Raw genomic sequence first — 17,339 nt, forward strand, 5'->3', positions numbered from 1 at the left:
TTATTAATATTCCAATAATCAATTTGTATTAAGATCACAAATTTTATAATAATACGCTTCATGCACAAAATCTTTTGGCTCTAAAATCGACTTAGGGATTTGGCTAGCGATAGTTATTTCACAGTAATTCACCGTAAAAATTATTATCAACTCTGTATGTATGATTTAATTTATCCTTTTCACACCGGCCTATCATCGTTCCATCTTCTTGCGTATATAAAAATACTTTACTGCTACAACCTCTTTTTATGCAGTTTATAGACCTCTTATTAATCGTAAAGTTCCATGTTGAGTTTCGTTTGATTGTCAAATGGCTTCCTTCATTCAATAAAATCTCATTTTGCGTCTGAAGCTTACCAGTAACCATTAGATACAAAATTTTATGGGCATATTTATACTTTCGTAGGCTATTGATATTTAAAAGCATATATAAGCACATCAGTGCGGCAACTACAATAAAACATAGGGTTTTGGCCCAGTCAGCTTTAACATAGAAAAATGATGTGCAAAATACAGCAACAAAAAAGATTGTCGCTAAGTAAACGTGCATTGAATCTTTAATGGATTCCGATAGAGTGAAAGTTAGCTGTCTATCCCTACATTCTTCAAAATAAACAGTTTTATCATCATAAAAAGACACTGGCTTTCCTAGTATTGCTAAAACTTCTCTTTGCGGATATTCAATCAATGCTTTAGCCATATCCCGATGACTCAGGGTTTCAATTTTAATATCTTGGTTCCCCAAATTAAGTTTATCAATGACATCACATTCTTTTGGGCCTAATTTACGATTGGTAACAAAAATGAACTTCTTGACTTCGAGGTTTTTGTCAATACAGTTCTTATAGTCATTCTTTATCTTGGTTGCTATATTGTCAGACCAGGTTGACATGGCAAAATATTCTCTGGTTTCAAGCACATAGCCATCTTTTCCACCATCTCCAAGTGGTCCCATGGAAGCTACTTCCTGAAATGCACCACCATATTTTTTCCGTAGGTAATTCGCTCCACATTTTTGAAACTCTAATCCATCCTTACCTTTTAGTATATTTTCTATATACTCTATATCCAACATATTTTTTTCCGTTGAAAATATAAATAATAACTCAGCTAAAAAAACAGTATTTGATACTTCATCTTTCTTTGAGACCATACCATCCTATTTCGCCACTTTAATGTCTTTTTTGGACCTAATGTGGTAGTGAGTGCCCTGTAAAATAAAAACACCCAAGGTTTGACGGTAATGGGGTATCTTGCCATAAGATTAACCTATTTGGTAGCATCAATTATACTATTTCGGTTACTAAAGTATTGGGTTTCTTAAATGAAAAATATGCCTTTTCTTGTAAAAGCGCGATTAAAAGTTGCTTTTGCTTGGTTTTGATGTTATTTCCATTTGAGGTATAGCACCCTTTTTTTACTTGTCCTTTTGGATCTCTAAAAATTGTAATAACATTTGAGACAATACATTGTGATCACTTTTTATAGAGTAGCAAATAACTCCATAAGGTTCATTTTCCAAGCTATATTGAAAATTGGATCTGACCCAAGAATCAGAATTATTTAAACAATTTATTAAACAAAAAATTCCTCAATTTTTTAATGATTGATACCTCTTGCATTGCCAAATTATAATTTGAGCAGTTTAGGTTCCGAAGCTTCAAATAATTTCCAAAACTAAAATAACTGTTTTCCTGAAATTGCCCAATCGAATTCAAATAATAATCAGTTTGGAAGGCCTCAATAGCATCTTCCTCCCCATAGAGTATAGCTGACCATTTATAGATTTTTTCAAGGAGTTCCTTTTTTAGCAGATTCTCAACGGGATCGCCCAGGTCTTGATCTTCTAATACTCTGACACAGGAATCCATAATTTCCACCGTCAGCGTCAAATCAAATTCTCTTTTTTGTTCAAACTCCTTAAAAGAAAATGCAAAATATCCGTAGTTTATATACTGTTTTTCTACTGGATGCATCTTTAAATATTTATACAACAAACCAGCTTCAATATTACTGATGCTGACTTCAATACTAATATTGTAAATTACTTCCATGATAAATCTTTGATTACAATTTACTTCTTTTATTTATAAAATATAAAAGATTTATGCTGAACTTGGTGGGTACACTAATTGACATCCATGTCCGAAACTCATACCAACAATGCGGAATTTATCTGCATATTAAAAACACCCGTAGATTGGGAGTCAGCGGGTGTTTTACCATATTATTAACCTATTTTATGAAAAGTTTGCTCGATCGAGCAAATAATTATTGATACCTAATTTAAACACTTTTCACTAAAATATCAAATTGACGAATTAACATTACTGCAACAGTAGGAGTCTTCACCTCTATTTGCAGCATTATTCCGGCTGTATGATCACATAATATACAAGTTTAAATTCATTTTTTATGTCTGTGCGGATACGGCGTATCGCCTCAGTGATCTCCTCTTTATCCAGGTCATCTTCAAAATCTCTTATCAACATCAGGACAACTTCTTCGGGCAACTGATAAGCCGATAAAATGTTTTTTGTCTTCATCACTGTAAAGTCTTTTTCTGCGAGTTCCGCAATTTTTTTTCTCGTTTCAGGCGCGATACAACAAACTTCTGCTTTCTCTTGCCAATGTAAAGGAAACAAAAACAAGCAGCAATCCTACGATTACTGATGCTAATCCATCCAGCTCGGGAATCTTTAGTGAATGGCTCAGCCACATTATTACAGTTACAATAATTAACCTGAAATCTTTAATATCACAGATTATTCCCTAACTTTCAAGAAGAATAATTTTAAATAACGATGATCAGGATCTATATAGATTGGAATGTAATGAGCCAGATGAAAAACGGGCACCACAGTGATTTTTTTTCAATTATTTCAGATAACGAGAAATTTTTAAAGCCTTATTCATCTTCGCATCTTGGCGACATTTCTGCGAGTAGCCAAGATCAATCAAATATGGAGAATATCGAGTCTGACCTGGATTTTATCTCCAACCTTACCCAAAATTATTGTTTATTCCATATAGAGGGCAGAACCGTATTTCGAAATAATCCTCCTCGGGATTTATACATACAGGATAGCAATCTAAGTCAACTATTAGATGTGCTTCGTATCGAACCACTTTCAGACAATATTGATGAGGAAAGTAAAAATCTACAGGAACTATTGAATGAGCCAATTACGTTATTTAAAAACACTCCTATCGATAAAGTTTTTCAAAAATCCTTCGAAAACCCTGAAACAGCTCATCTCATGCGCAGTTTTCTCCCCGAACTTGAGGACAATTATACACAGATTGGACTTTTGACGGCAATCTTTGGAATGATTGAAAGAATGAACAAAAATACAGCTTATAAAGATTTACGTGAAAATCTTCAAGGTGGGGCAGATATAAAAAGAGACCAAATATTTCACAGCATTTCCCCCTATGAACTCATTGATAAAGCTTATAAAAAAAAAGGAATTTTAGCTGAACCAAAAAGCCCGGCCCATGAGTTTGCCTCCCCCTGGTTTACAGAAATAAGTAATGAATATATAGCACTGGACATGCACGGGTATCAGGAAGATAAAATTTCTATAAACAGAGGCAGGAAACAAACTTTCAGAAATACCATGGAAGATGCTTTTCATACAGCTTTTGCGTCTTCATGTGATTTTTATATTACTCAGGATCAAAGAAACTGTAAAAAGGCAAATGCCGTCTATGAAAAACTTGATATTAACACTATCGCCATGTCGGCCGATGACTTTCTGATCCTTTACAAAAAATGTCTTCAGTTCAAAACAGTAGATTTCCTTAATCAATTGTTGCATTTATTAAAAAATTTAGCACCGTCCAACACTTCCGACCTTAAGAGTAGCCGTTATGACAGCGCTTTCTTTTTCTGCGACCACTTTAATGTTATACGTATAATTACCGATAAAAGTACTAAAAGTCCATTCCTTCTCCTGACTAGACATTTACCAACTAACTCCCTACCTATTTTCGGCAAGGAAGCACATGTTATTGTCAGTAAATTACAGATGCTTTTGGGTAACGACGTAGATAATTTGGGAAAATTCTCTGATCCAGAATTGGAGCAGATTGGAAAAGACTGTTGGCCCGGCAGACATTGGGAATACGCTGATGTTAACATAAAACTACGCGCTATGGAAGGACATCTGCAATTATATTTGTACCCACCAAATAATAAAAATAGGATTCAAAAGCTATTGCACGCAGTAAAATCCTTTTTTATTTTTGGAAAATAAACGTCTTGACAAATAGCCCTAGCTATCAATGATTTATAAAAAAAATTGTATTATAAATTCCTTGGATTAGCTAAAACTAATCAAATAGAAACATCAACTGAAAATAGCAAAGTAAAATGAATACATCAATTGTCGGAAAGTACGATTTTTTAGAGGGAAATAAATTATATCAAACAAGAGCGAGAGTAGCTTTACCCTACCTAGTTAAACAAGTGGAGGCCCGTCAGACAATTTATTATTCCGACCTTGCTAAAATCCTTGGAATGCCAAATCCACGAAATCTTAATTATGTATTGGGTGTGATTGGAAGTGCAATGAAAGAACTGGGCTTAAGTACTGACATCAGAATACCAGCCATCCAATGTATCGCGATCAGCAAAAGAACAAACCTTCCAGGCGACGGAATTTCTTGGTTTATCGATATTGCTGATTACAGCACTCGTAGCCCAAGCCAGCAGAAAGAGTTTTTGGATGCTATGCTCGCAGAAATATATTTATTTCCATACTGGCGGGAAGTTTTGAATGTTCTTGGTTTGGATCCGATACACATAGACCTTCAAAAAGATTTAGATAAAGCAACCAAAATACGATCAGGAGGTGAAAGTGAAAGCCACAGAAAATTTAAGGAGTTTGTTTCAAAAAACCCTTTAGTACTAGGTCTTAAGGATTCCCTTCCAGATGGAATACTCGAACATGTGCTTCCTTCCGCTGATGTTATTGACATACTATTTATTGATCAATCCCTTAAAATAGGGGTTGAAGTGAAATCTCATATTTCACCCCCAGAAGATATTTTGCGGAGAATTTTTCAGTGTGTAAAATACAAACATTTAATTGAAGCAAAGCAAATTATTGATAATGATCTTCCAAACAGTCGAGTTATTCTGGTGCTGGAAGGAAAACTTCCCGAGAAATATGTAATAACCAAAAACCTTTTAGGCATTGAGGTTATAGATAATATACAAATTTCCAAGGTAAAATTAAAGTAGGAAAAAACGAACTAAAGCTCCTTTACAATATTTTTAATTCAAAATAATCCATAGACTATTTCTGGACTACGGACTTTCTTCCTTGGGAACCTTCGTCTGACTAAACTTCCATAGATCTGTATTCTCCATATTGCCTTGCAGACGAGCCTGTTCATTAATTGTTGGCAAATAAATCCTCCCATTTGGAAGGTTTTTCACCTCTTTCAAATGTGGCCAGGTCATTGCAGCAAAATTGCCAATTCTATCTTGGTCTTTAGAATCAAGGGCCTGCAGACCTCTTTCTTGCAATAAATACATATTATGTTCGATTTCTTTACGATTTTTAGGTGTTTTTATACTCATTATCTTTTATTTATATTAAAGTTCAGTAATCTGCAATATCTCTGAAACCTCCTTGATTTGCCCTACACTTACTCGTCCCGATAGTGCTTTATTAACTGCAGTATGAAGCTTATATTGATGATGCCCCATTTCAATTTCCTCTTCAAGAAAACTTCTTCTAATATATCGCTCTACTCGTTGATGCTCAGCGTCGCCCAAATCACAGGTTAATCTTTCTCTTTGCAGTTTTAAATTATTGATATAGGCGGCATTGAGTAAGTTTAAATTGTTCAGATCATATAATGTATCAAGCACTGGCAAAAGTTCCACGTCTTCTATATAAACGTCTCTACCATCAAAATTGTCAGTAGGGAAAAAATTTCCAAATCTTTGCCGAAGTTCTTGTAACTCTTCATCTTCTTCCCCGCAATTTTCAAGTATTTCTCGCCAGTATATTTGAAGCATGGTATGATCTAGTCCCAAAATATCAGTCTGTACATCCTTATCATTCCTTAAGCAGTTCCATATTTCCTGTGAAAGTGTTGTGCTCATTTCTTTTAATAGATAACCTGAGTATTCTTTGGATAAATCAGAATCATTTGCTAGAGAATCTTTTATTAGCGAAGAAACTATCAATGAACCTTTCTTTGTGCTCAGCCACACCAGTGTATCACCAACTTTTTTCCTTACTGTGGAAAAAGGGTGGTTTAACAACCAGACTAAAAATTGCACTAACTGTTCATCAATATTACCCTGTGAACTAATTGGTGAAGATAACCACTCATATTTTGCTTTAAAACCACCCTCAGATCGGATAATGTATTCTATATGTTCTTTAACATAAATAATTATTGTTTCCTTTATATCGGCATCGAGCTTGTCACTCAATAGCCCTAAAAGAAAACTGACTACATACCAGTCATCACTTAAGTGATTTATAATAAAAGGTTTTAATAATGTGACCGCATCCTCTGCTGAGGCGTGGATGCGAAAAAGATCAAATAAAACGCCTAAATCCTTTGTAAGATTTCCGCCTTCCCAAATATCGCTTCCATCATTAGCAAGAACCTTTAAGCAGTCAACCAGTATTTGAAAACCTTCACTCATATTTTCCAATGCAAATTCATCCGAAGCTTTTGATATGGCTTCTGGTAACTGCGAATAATTACTCATTTTACCAGCACCTGGAAATGGTCCGCCCAGCTTCGCTATTGCTTCGTCATCCTCCTTTGTAAAACCTTTGGCTTCTTTGGCTTTCGGTAAAATCTCAGGTAGGTCACTTTTATCTACTCCAGAGCTTAGTAGCTTAATTTCAAGTTTATCTAAACCACTCTTGAATGACCGATAAAGCGATCTTATGTAAAGATTTTTAAATTTGCTGAAACGATTGTCAGATACAAGCCAAGCAATTCTATCTATAATTTCCTGCGCATAGCTTTCCGAAATATGAGATGCATCTTGGTAAACCTGATATTGAACTTTTGTAAAATTGTCAATATATCTATCTGTATCTTCATTAAAAATAAAAATTTCACTGAGGGCAAAAACGATTAATGGATCTCCTTTAACTGATAAAAGGAATTGACTCATTGCATCAGCTTCGATTATTGATCGTGCACCAAGGATATATCCGTCCCCCTTTGTGGGGGCATCTAAAGTGCTTGTATCTGCATTATCCAAGATTGTCTTTGCTGATGGCAATATCTGGAATTTAAAATACTCAATTGCTCGCGATAAATGTCCTGCATTTGCTAAAGTTCCACTAAACCTGCTCATTGCAGATTGTACATAACGTTGAAAGGTCATCTCTCCTGCCGCATATTCGAGATATGCGGCAAAATCTGCATAATGTTGATCTGCTTTATCATGATCCATTTTACGAAGCACTGAATTGATAAGTCCAAACTGCCCTTCCTTATACCAAGTTGGCCCCATTGAAGTATTAAGCATCAGCTGGTAAACAAACCGTGCCCTGGATTTTGCGCCAATCTTTGCATAAAACCCAATAATTTCAATCAGCTCAGGGATCTTTTCCCACCTGTTTTGAACCGCATCATACACATGGTCTTCTAAAACTCTTACAACTTTGAAAGCGTGCTGTTTCTGCTTGGTATTTTTTGCTAGTTCCGCAGAAATTTCATATAATGTCCTACGGTATCCTTCCGTATACATGCCCAACTGTGTATTCTTCGGATTAATGACCCGTTCAATAAACCAGCTAACCGAATCTTCTCCTAATTCAAGAAATACCAATAATAATCGGTGATACAGTAAAGCTACCGTATCCTCAATTAGCTGATAGCAACGGTTGAATTGTACCCTTTCTTTCAGACTAAAGTCAAATTCCTCAAATATTTCTTGCGCTTTCTTCTGCAAGGCTGGAAGAGCGTCAAAGTTCTCTTCAGAATATATTCTATAAAGCTTACCTTGTAAAAAACCACAACGCTCGTACAAAGACTTAATATATCCCTCCCATGTAGTTGGTCCATGCTTTACTAATATCGGATAAACTCCGCTCTTATCTACATATCCCCGATAAATCTGTTCCTGATAAAATATATTGATCGAATCAAGATCTGGATCTACCCCATTAGGCACTCGCAAATTAAACGTAACGGGCTTCGTAAGTTTCTTTGCGATCATCTCTTCCAAAAGATGTGGCTTTTTAGTTTCTTTAATGAGAGCGAATAATAAATTATCAATATCATCCTCATTGTAACCATGATCAGTAACCAATGTTTCGATATCGGATATAAGTCTTTTAAATGCATCACTGTCTTCTGTTGCTCTAGCAGATTTCTGCTTAAAGTCTTCGTAAAATAATGCTGCTCGTGCTAAAACATTAGCAGTATCTGCCGTATAAACACCATCAGAGAATTTACTCATATCTTCTATGCCAGGAAAAGACAAAAGTCTATAAACAACATAACCTATTTGATAAGGTTCTAAATCTGTCCTCATTGATCTTGCAACGTCACGAACTTCATCTGATTCATCTTCATCGTCTGAGATTTCTCTTAAAATTTCAGTCCCTTTCATATACTTCAGCAATGCTGTAGGAAAATTTTTACGAGATAAACATATTGTATTAAACTTCAGTTGAAGATAAAACAAACTAATATCTAATCCACCCGTTTCTGCACTTTTTTCAAGCAATACTCGAAACCGTAAATTGACAGCGTCCACAAGTTGTAAAGCTTCTTTTTCCGCACCAATATCAAATAGCTTTTGTAGAAAATAAAGCGAGTCTTCAATCGAAATCAAAAGGATATCTTCCCTAATAATATATTTCAACGCAGCATCAGCATCGCCCATTTCAATTATGGCATCTGCAAGCTCAAATGCGTGTTTTGCCAGTATTGTATTGTATCTAAAACGTAATCTTTGGAGAAGCAGTTTGATCCGCACTAGTTCTTCGATGACACTCTTATCGATACAGAGTTCTTCCACACGCTCAACATCCGCAATCACACGATCGGGCTCCATATGTATTAATGCACAATCATCCGCCCACTTTTGGTTACATCTACCTATCGAAGGAAATGGATTTTCAGATAGTAATAGATGATGTAGTAAGTTTTTAAGTGCATATTGAGATCCGTCAGAACGGACGTTATGAACTGAAATATAACCGTGTGCTTTTTTTATGTCACCGCCACCCTTACTAGAAATAAAATTTACAAAAGACTGGTGGTAGATTGCTATCTTTCTTCCAAACTTGAAAAAATGCCTGATAATGGGAAATCGGACCTGAAAATTATGTTGTACCTGGTCGGGTAGCATCAATTTGAATTCCTGTTCTTCAACCGTCTCGCGCAACTGAGATGCAATAAGCGAGATCCAATAATTGTCGGAGTCCACACTTAACGATCGCGACCAGATTGCTTCATAATAATTTTTAATATCCCCCGAAATTGTCGGCAATCCCTCAATCCATGCATCACGGCCTACGATTTCGATAATCTTTGCTGTTTCAACAATATAATGTAAATAAAGCGGATGCCCTTCAGATTTTCTAGCTAGCTGTGCCTGTTGAGTCATGGATAGGCCAAGAGCTAACCTTTCATTTGCCTGCCTTAAAATAGCTTCGGTAACTGTCTGATCGAGCGGTGTGACGACAATTTTGTTTTCATCATCTAATTGGCTTCTGATAAACACCGGCAGAATTTCCTGAGAACTACAAGATAACAAAATCGAAATATTACTTGGTAAGCGTTCTGGCAGCATACTTAAAAAGCCATTCAAGCCATCCTGGTCAATCGAAATAACCTCATCGAGACCGTCAATCACAATTACTGCTGCTTCACCTTTTGATACTAACTGTGCATTCACGTTATCGAGCAGAGATAAAAGGCGTTCTAATCTGTTGTTCCATTTCATATCGGATCTGGGCATGGGCTCCCCAGTAATATATTTACTAAATAGATCTTCAAGCCATTGTAGAAAATATTCTTTGGACGCTCTAACGAAGATTGGGACATCGTCTCCGGGAGTCCTTAACAGATAACGCCCCAAAATCTTTTTAGCTCGAGACCTTGGCTCAATAAGCGAAGAAATGATACTCTTTCCAGAACCTGGGGATCCGTGTAGCAAATGATATTTCCCGTTTACTTCCAGTGAATCCATCAGCTTGGAAACTACCGCAGCATTTTCCACCACTCCTTCAAGTTCCGTATCAAATTCTTGCGACCAGGACTGTTCAATTTGGCTATGAAACTCTATATTGTTATCGCTTAGAAAAGTACTAATCTTGCTGACACTGACGGCCCCTAAACCCCTATGAGTACTCCATGTTATCAGACCATTAACTTTACCATCGATTAACAAGGGTGCACCAGAAAGGCCACTATAATCTGTGCTTGGATCAATTTCCACAGATACCAAATTGAGGTCATATGGTAGGTTTCGGGCATGAGCTTGCACCGTTCCCTGAAACAACTGGCCTGTTGCCAATCTGTTAAAGGGATATCCAAATGTAGACCATTCTTCATTATACCTTATATGGTCAAGTACAATTGGGAGAAAGGTTTCATTTTCTCTTTCGCAGGCAATTTGGAGGACAGCAACATCAAGATACTCGTCCTGTGCTACTATAGCCGTTGTGTGGACCGTACCGTCTGGTAAAGTTATTTGTATTTCGGTTTCTTCAATGTCGAAATCCATGATCGTATGATTGGCGGTCATTATCAGTACGGGAGAAATAAAAAAACCTGTACCATGGTCTTCTCCACATTTTATGCGGCAAACAGCGTCTATAAGTTGTACTGGGTGGTTAATCATCACAGCGTAATATTACGATTTTCGGGTTTATCTGCTAATATTGGTAGAAACGTGTACTTGTTCTTTAATGTTTCGTTATCCATAAGTTTATATCCTTCATTTTCATAATTAAAATATATTTCTCTTGTTTCTACAGTAGGTCTCCCGATTATCCATGCCAGTGTCTGTTTATCGGGATGGGGGCTTGAAAGTCCGTTAGTGGAAATTAAATAGCGACTCGAATCTGTTAATTCGAATAAGCTTGGACTGTTATTTGCAAATGATCCATGATGCGAAAGCTTTATCAGGTCAAATCTCAGTGGTCCCGTTAAATCTTTACATCTTTTTTCCATCTCCTCATCTATAATGCGAGGTATCGCATCTCCCAAAAAGAGCATCTTTTTACCATAGGCGTTCAGGATGAAAGCTATTGAGCTCCCGTTTTTCGGTGATGTATCCAACATGACAGCTTTCTTTTTCAATGCCTCAATATCGATCTCGCCGGAAGAAGCAGGCTGCGAAGAATTTTCATTAGGCTCTTCTTTATTAAGTTTCAGCATAAATTCAAATGCATCATCAAATATTTCCTCTTTAGTGATTTGTTCACGAAAACCGAGCTTTATAAGTTCTTTTCTCCAATGTCTTTCCAACTTTTCTAAAGCTTTGACAGTTGGAGAGAGCAGCTCAAATTTGATTTGTTCATTTACCGTAATTTCACTAAAATAATCAATTGAACAAGCTGCCTCTCTAAAATCAGTATTCCAATTGTAGTTGTTCTTCAAAATCAATCCCGCGAGTGAACTCCCTTGCCGTCCACTTACCTGCTTTTCTACTTTATGTTCAATTTCCTTTATTGTGGATGTCAGTAAAGCCATAGCATCTTCCTGAATTGTTCCTTCTAGCTTATCGACCTGTAAGTGCCGATAACTATTATGCCATATTTGATCAATTCTGATTACCTTAGGTGATTTTGCATCACCGTTGTCGGAAAGGAAAGTTAAAGCCCCCTGGATGTGGTCCTCATCAATATGAGTAATGATGAATCTTAAAATTTTTTTATCTTCTGCATGCAATTTTTCCAGAACGGGTTTAAGATGGTCTTTATAGGTATTTACATATCCACAATCGATCAGTATAACTCCGTCTGGAGTATGAACTAAAAAACAATCACCATTATTGGCGGGAAAAGTCTCTACTTTAATCATGTATTTATTTTTATTATGAACTGTTTTCATCATTTCCTTGATGAAGAGGGAATATCTTTTTAAAAACAGCAAATTAATAGGAATTTAGAATGATTGGTTTAGCGTTTTGCCAAATTCTTATCTAAAAATATTCCACAAGCATTCGCAAATAACAGCAAAATTACTGCTCCTGAAAATCTAATAAGAAGTTTCATTAAATGGCTATTTGTCTATGGCTGCTTAATCTTTTGCGGTTTTCAGCGTATCCGGTATAGAAATAGTAGCTTTTAAGACGACAGCAAAAATTTTAAACCGTCCTCTGATGACTGCCTTTTACTGATTTCTAGACATATTAAAGTTATGAAAACTTTTAATTACCTTGTTACTACTTTCGTGTTTTTTAAAAATTTAAGATACAAAACATGTTCAGTTTCTAAACGGAATTTACTATTTCCTACAACAGATCTTCCTACATTTTTCTTTTCACATAGAAAATTTGTATCCTTTTTTTATAGATGGCTGTTTGATCTGTCTTGTATATTCCCATATCAGTAATAGTGCTAGATTTATATAGATTATCATCTTCCAATATTTCTTTTCAGGACATCCTACAGACCAATTATGGAGCTTATAAGGCTATTCTCAATACCGGTATTAGACACTATTATCAGTTTATCAAATTGCACCACAGCTACCCTGACTCTTTTCTGATAGAATAAGATAACTGGGAAGCTTCCAAAATAGCGTGCCCTATCGCTCTAGTTACAGGAGCCTATTTAGCGATCGGTCGTGCTATACACTATATCTTTTGCCATACAAAAGGATGCCGCTTCTATCACTCACGCAAAAAGATATCTTCAAATTTTCATTTTTCTTAATGCTCTATGCTTTCTCCCTTCAACAGCAAAAGCACATTTACCACCAAGCACTAACCCTTGCTGTAAAAGAGCTTTCTGCATTCCAATGATAGAAGATTGGAAAATAGAAGCCATTGCTCTTATCCAATTCCATTCTCCAATCCCCTATCTAATCTGTAATTCTCTCACATCTATGGATTTCTGCTCGTTAAGATGTTTTCTCATATCTGTATGTTTTTAAGAATTAAAGATCTTTTTAATCAGTTTTTATCAAAAGAACAGTCGAAAAAGGGAAGTAAAAATACGTCGGCCAGCCACCGACACCACCCTGCAAGAGAAATAACGAATGAACGGTCTACGCCCCAGAGGGTCCCCCCCATTAAATCATGATTTCTCTTGACTCTGCACCATTTGACCGGCGTATACATTGACTTTCTTTTTTTTCCTGTTTTTTCTTTTGAAAAAAATGATTTGGGGCCGAGCCTCAGCAAGACAGGAAAAGAGGGAATCGTAACAGGATTGTATAACTTAAAAACAGACGATTATGAACATCATCGGAAGGCTGACAAAAAATGCAGAAGTCAGCAAAACACCAAACGGAAAAGAAGTTGTCAACTTCTCCATCGCAGTGAACGACAGCTACAAAAACAAAGCAGGACAGCGCATTGAACAGACCGAATTTGTGGACTGCTCCTATTGGCTTACTCCTAAAGCCGTGACATTCCTTGTCAAAGGGCTATTGGTTGAACTATCGGGCAGAATCAGCGCAAGGGCATGGCTTTCAAGTGACGGAACAGCAAAAGCAGGGCTCAATTTCCATACCTCAGCTATCAAGCCTTTAGGAAAACGGACAAAGCACACAAACCAGTGCAGAAAAACAGAACGCAAACACTGCTATAGTGTCAGGTTCGGATGAAGACGATTTACCTTTCTAACCGTCCGATTCAATCTCAGAGATTCATCAATAAACAAAAACACCTTAAAATCAGAAATCATGGCACATAATCTAAATTACAACAACAGAACAGGCAGATATTCATTTTTCTCAGTAAAGGAAAAGGCTTGGCACGGACTAGGACAGATTGTTCAGGACTACCCGACAAGTGCCGAGGCAATCCGGCACGCAGGTCTGGACTACGAAGTAGAAAAAAGCCCACTATTTACAAAAGGTTCGGGCATCGTTCAGATTGCAGACGGTATCGTCATTCAGGACACGGAAATCGAAGTTCCCAATTATTTTGCCAACATCCGCACGGATAACAATACCGTACTCGGTGTTGTGGGCAAAGACTACCATATCGTACAGAATAAAGATGCCTTTACCTTTTTCGATTCTATCGTAGGCGGTGAAAGTGGCATCCTCTACGAAACCGCAGGGGCATTGGGGCAGGGAGAACGTATTTTTATAACCGCCAAGCTCCCTAACTACATCCGAATCGGCAATTCCGATGATGTGATTGAAAAATATATCTTCCTGACGACCTCCCATGACGGGAGCGGAAGCATCACGGCAGCCTTCACCCCTATCCGAATCGTCTGTCAGAACACCCTGAACGCTTCACTCCGCAACATGAGCAACGTAGTACGCATCAAACATACCGCAGGAGCAAAACAGCGCCTGAACGATGCCCACAAAGTGATGGGATTGGCAAACACCCTGACCATGCAGATGGACGGCATTTTCAACAGTTGGGCAAAGGTCAAAGTAAAGGACAGCGAAATCCGCAAGCTGATTCAGCTCGCCCTATGTCCGAACAAGGAAACATTTGACCTGCTGAAAAAAGGGGCAGATGATGAATTGTCAACGATGTTCAAAAACACGGTAGATGATGCATTCGCATACGCCATGATTAACGATACCCAATTGATGGAAACCACAAAAGGGACATTGTTCGGCGCTTATAATGCCGTGACGGGGTACTTTCAAAACGTCCGAAACTACAAAAACCCCGAAGCAAAACTACAGAGCATCGTTCTGGGCGGTACTGCACAGCTCAAAACCCAAAAGGCATTTGAACTATGCACCTCATTTGAGAAAATTGGTGCAGATGTGTTTGAACTGAATTAATAAAACTTTTAAAGGTGGCAGTCCTGTAAAAGTCTGCCACCTAAAATTAATCCTAAAAGATGTACAAATGAAAACACTAAATCAAATGGATAACCTAGATAGAGCCTATCTACTTGCCAACCTTTTTCCCGATGAACTTAAAAATCTGACGGATTTCATCAAGAAAGAAGCATATTTCTGCCAAGATAACAAGGAGCAGATTTTAAAGGATTGGACAGCAGAGCATATTACTGCCGAACTATGGTACAATTTAATAGCCTTTTTTGAGCGTAGATACAAAAAGAATGGTACAAGACTGTACAGAAATAAAAAAACATTCAGGGACCAACTTTTTGACGGTTACGATGCGCTGTTCAGTATCAATGCCCTTATCAAATTTACAGCAGAACCACAGTGTTCTAAAAAGCTAAAATATGCGATTTACTTGCTATTTGGAGACAATTTACTCGTAACGTTAGACCTAAAATCCGAGCCATGAAACCAACAGCAAAAATAACGGAGTTTATGTTTCTAAAGGTCTACAGTGAGATAGGACGCAACAATTTTGAAATTGCTATCGTCAACCTCACCAAAGACTGGCTCAATAGAACGAAAGAAACAATAGAACTTGTGGAAATGCTTGGTATCAACCCTATTATGGGCTATATCGCAAAAAAAGAACATACTGTTCGGTTTCTCGTTCATGAGTCTACGCATATGCCTTTTTATGAACAGTGGTTCGGTGAAAATGAACTCACTTTTGTAGAAGCAGATACGCAGGAAATAGAACGGTTATGCAATGAAAATGGATTTGTAAAGAGCGATGTATTACTCGTCCATTCTAATGGAATGGCTCGCTATCAGGCATTCGAAGACATACGTCTCAGGACATCTGAGTTCGACCTGAAATTGATTCAGGAAATATTAACTCATCAAAATTAATGATTATGACACGTTCAAATCTTCATATCACATTAAGCAACGGCGAAGAAATTATATGTGTTGCCGACAGCACGAGTGCCCCCGAACAAGGTTATATCGTAGAGGAAATTCTAACCCCCTTACTCGCATTAAGCAATAGTAAAAGAGAACTTTCTTTAATCAAAAAGCACTGCACAATGGACGAGAGACGGGCAAATGCGTCTTACCGCTATTACATCAACCTCAAAACCAAAACAGTTACCCTGTTCGAGGAAATTTATAACTACCGTACAGAGCGATTTAAAAAAGGCAAGGATATAACAGAACGCTATACAAGCTACTTAGAAACCTTAAATAATGGAAACCATGAAAAAGGAAATTGAAACAACGTTTCAGGCGCTCACCATTATCGCTGAAATGGTAATGAAATTCGGACAGCTGTATATCCTCGATATATCATCCGAAGATTGGAAGCATCTACAGTCCGTCAGAAACGGGCTTGAAAAGGTCATTCACGATAATGGCTACCGAATGAACTACGATAAAAATATTAAGCAGAACATTATTAAAAGATAACAATGGATACTTTGGCAAAATACAAGTTCGCAGATTGGTTATACAACAGGTTTGTCGAAAACTATAAAAATCAAAATGTCGTGGAAGCATTCATTTTCTTGGACATCCTTTCACGCTATCAGCTATTTGCACAGGAAATACGCAAACTTTCTGACCAACGAAGACATATCAAAGAACTGCACAGAACCGTCACTAAGGCACTCAAAGAAGGAACAGCGCACAGACTTCACCTTGCGGGCGATGAAGGAACAGCAGAATTTAATAAGGTAATGGCAGAATATGAAGCACAATTAAGGGAAATCGGTCTTTCCGAATCATACATCACCGACCGTGTAAGCGACAAAAAAATGAATTATTATGGAAGCAACTAATTTTTTCAGACAGATTGCTAAAATGGAAATGAACAGCAAATTGATGCTAACAATTACCAAGGCAACAGAAAATATAATTATCGTTTCGATATTGATCGAAAATGACAGTTGTGGGGACAAGGCTAAAAACCTGATTCCTCCCTTTAACCTGAAAGGTACGCCCGAAGAACTTGACGAGGGATTTTTTTCTCACATCAAAAAACCTGTTCAGACAGCTTCTGGTCTGCTCTCCAATATGGAACATTTTATGAAACAGGTAGAACTTGCTCAGGCTAATTCTGCGATGGAAAAACAAAACTCCAATAAGGAACAAAAGGACATAGACAACAGAAACAAGAAATATAATGAAGCCATGCTAAAAGCGGATGCCTTTGAAAAGGAGGGAAAATACAAAGATGCTTGGACTGCACTCCCTAAAGTCGGGGATTATCCTGAACATTCCGAAGTTATCAAAAACAAACAGGAAATCTATGAAAGACAGTTTGCCCCTAGCCTATTTTCAGATACAGGAAAAGAAACAGTCGAAATAACTCACGAGAATAACCCTTAAAATCA

General features: G+C 37.2%; 15 protein-coding genes and 1 pseudogene. 10 read left to right on the plus strand and 6 right to left on the minus strand.

Annotation, left to right across the window (positions count from 1 at the left end; all coding sequences use genetic code 11):
• Positions 1-118: 118 nt before the first annotated feature.
• The 3 genes from ACMA47_RS21890 to ACMA47_RS21900 all read right to left on the minus strand — a co-directional run bounded on the left by ACMA47_RS21890 (position 119) and on the right by ACMA47_RS21900 (position 2,546).
• Complete coding sequence (locus ACMA47_RS21890; RefSeq protein WP_413931486.1) at positions 119-1,153, minus strand: hypothetical protein; 1,035 nt, start codon at positions 1,151-1,153, stop codon at positions 119-121.
• 406 nt (positions 1,154-1,559) lie between these two features.
• Positions 1,560-2,054, minus strand: coding sequence for a hypothetical protein (locus ACMA47_RS21895; RefSeq protein ID WP_413931487.1), 495 nt, complete (start codon positions 2,052-2,054; stop codon positions 1,560-1,562).
• 312 nt (positions 2,055-2,366) lie between these two features.
• Complete coding sequence (locus ACMA47_RS21900; RefSeq protein ID WP_413931488.1) at positions 2,367-2,546, minus strand: hypothetical protein; 180 nt, start codon at positions 2,544-2,546, stop codon at positions 2,367-2,369.
• Between the two features lie 288 nt (positions 2,547-2,834).
• Here ACMA47_RS21900 and ACMA47_RS21905 point away from each other — a divergent pair, with 288 nt between their 5' ends.
• Positions 2,835-4,259 (plus strand): hypothetical protein, encoded by a 1,425-nt coding sequence (locus ACMA47_RS21905; RefSeq protein ID WP_413931489.1) that lies wholly within the window; start codon positions 2,835-2,837, stop codon positions 4,257-4,259.
• Between the two features lie 116 nt (positions 4,260-4,375).
• On the plus strand, positions 4,376-5,248 hold the full coding sequence (locus tag ACMA47_RS21910; protein WP_413931490.1) for a hypothetical protein: 873 nt from the start codon (positions 4,376-4,378) through the stop codon (positions 5,246-5,248).
• Between the two features lie 66 nt (positions 5,249-5,314).
• On the opposite strand, the gene ACMA47_RS21915 is transcribed toward ACMA47_RS21910, so the two are convergent.
• Genes ACMA47_RS21915 through avs1a form a run of 3 tightly spaced genes read right to left on the minus strand, consistent with a single transcriptional unit; the run spans position 5,315 to position 12,033 of the window.
• Positions 5,315-5,590: a hypothetical protein gene (locus tag ACMA47_RS21915; RefSeq protein ID WP_413931491.1), complete on the minus strand. Its 276-nt coding sequence runs from the start codon at positions 5,588-5,590 to the stop codon at positions 5,315-5,317.
• A gap of 15 nt (positions 5,591-5,605) precedes the next feature.
• Positions 5,606-10,849 (minus strand): trypsin-like peptidase domain-containing protein, encoded by a 5,244-nt coding sequence (locus ACMA47_RS21920; RefSeq protein WP_413931492.1) that lies wholly within the window; start codon positions 10,847-10,849, stop codon positions 5,606-5,608.
• Positions 10,849-12,033 carry an AVAST type 1 anti-phage system MBL fold metallo-hydrolase Avs1a gene (gene avs1a, locus ACMA47_RS21925; protein ID WP_413931493.1) on the minus strand — a complete coding sequence of 395 codons (1,185 nt, stop codon included), beginning with the start codon at positions 12,031-12,033 and terminating at the stop codon, positions 10,849-10,851. The genes ACMA47_RS21920 and avs1a overlap by 1 nt, the downstream gene beginning before the upstream one ends.
• Positions 12,034-13,413: 1,380 nt before the next feature.
• On the opposite strand from avs1a, the pseudogene ACMA47_RS21930 reads away from it, so the two are divergent.
• The 8 genes and pseudogenes from ACMA47_RS21930 (at position 13,414) to ACMA47_RS21965 (ending at position 17,334) form a co-directional block, all read left to right on the plus strand.
• A pseudogene (locus tag ACMA47_RS21930) lies at positions 13,414-13,804 on the plus strand (single-stranded DNA-binding protein).
• A 59-nt stretch (positions 13,805-13,863) separates the two neighbouring features.
• The gene (locus ACMA47_RS21935) at positions 13,864-14,937 is read left to right on the plus strand and encodes a DUF932 domain-containing protein (protein WP_413931494.1); all 1,074 of its coding nucleotides are present in this window, start codon (positions 13,864-13,866) and stop codon (positions 14,935-14,937) included.
• Positions 14,938-15,022: 85 nt separating this feature from the next.
• Positions 15,023-15,415: a hypothetical protein gene (locus ACMA47_RS21940; protein ID WP_413931495.1), complete on the plus strand. Its 393-nt coding sequence runs from the start codon at positions 15,023-15,025 to the stop codon at positions 15,413-15,415.
• A complete protein-coding gene (locus ACMA47_RS21945; protein WP_413931496.1) occupies positions 15,412-15,858 on the plus strand; it encodes a hypothetical protein in 447 nt (148 codons plus the stop codon). The genes ACMA47_RS21940 and ACMA47_RS21945 overlap by 4 nt, the downstream gene beginning before the upstream one ends.
• Before the next feature lie 5 nt (positions 15,859-15,863).
• On the plus strand, positions 15,864-16,220 hold the full coding sequence (locus ACMA47_RS21950) for a penicillin-binding protein (RefSeq protein WP_413931497.1): 357 nt from the start codon (positions 15,864-15,866) through the stop codon (positions 16,218-16,220).
• Entirely contained in the window at positions 16,204-16,413 is a 210-nt protein-coding gene (locus tag ACMA47_RS21955) for a hypothetical protein (protein ID WP_413931498.1), read from the plus strand. The genes ACMA47_RS21950 and ACMA47_RS21955 overlap by 17 nt, the downstream gene beginning before the upstream one ends.
• A gap of 2 nt (positions 16,414-16,415) precedes the next feature.
• Positions 16,416-16,784 carry a hypothetical protein gene (locus ACMA47_RS21960; RefSeq protein WP_413931499.1) on the plus strand — a complete coding sequence of 123 codons (369 nt, stop codon included), beginning with the start codon at positions 16,416-16,418 and terminating at the stop codon, positions 16,782-16,784.
• Positions 16,771-17,334: a PRTRC system protein E gene (locus ACMA47_RS21965; protein WP_413931500.1), complete on the plus strand. Its 564-nt coding sequence runs from the start codon at positions 16,771-16,773 to the stop codon at positions 17,332-17,334. The genes ACMA47_RS21960 and ACMA47_RS21965 overlap by 14 nt, the downstream gene beginning before the upstream one ends.
• Positions 17,335-17,339: the final 5 nt, after the last annotated feature.

The organism is Chryseobacterium sp. T20, assembly GCF_047345655.1.
GTDB lineage: Bacteria > Bacteroidota > Bacteroidia > Flavobacteriales > Weeksellaceae > Chryseobacterium.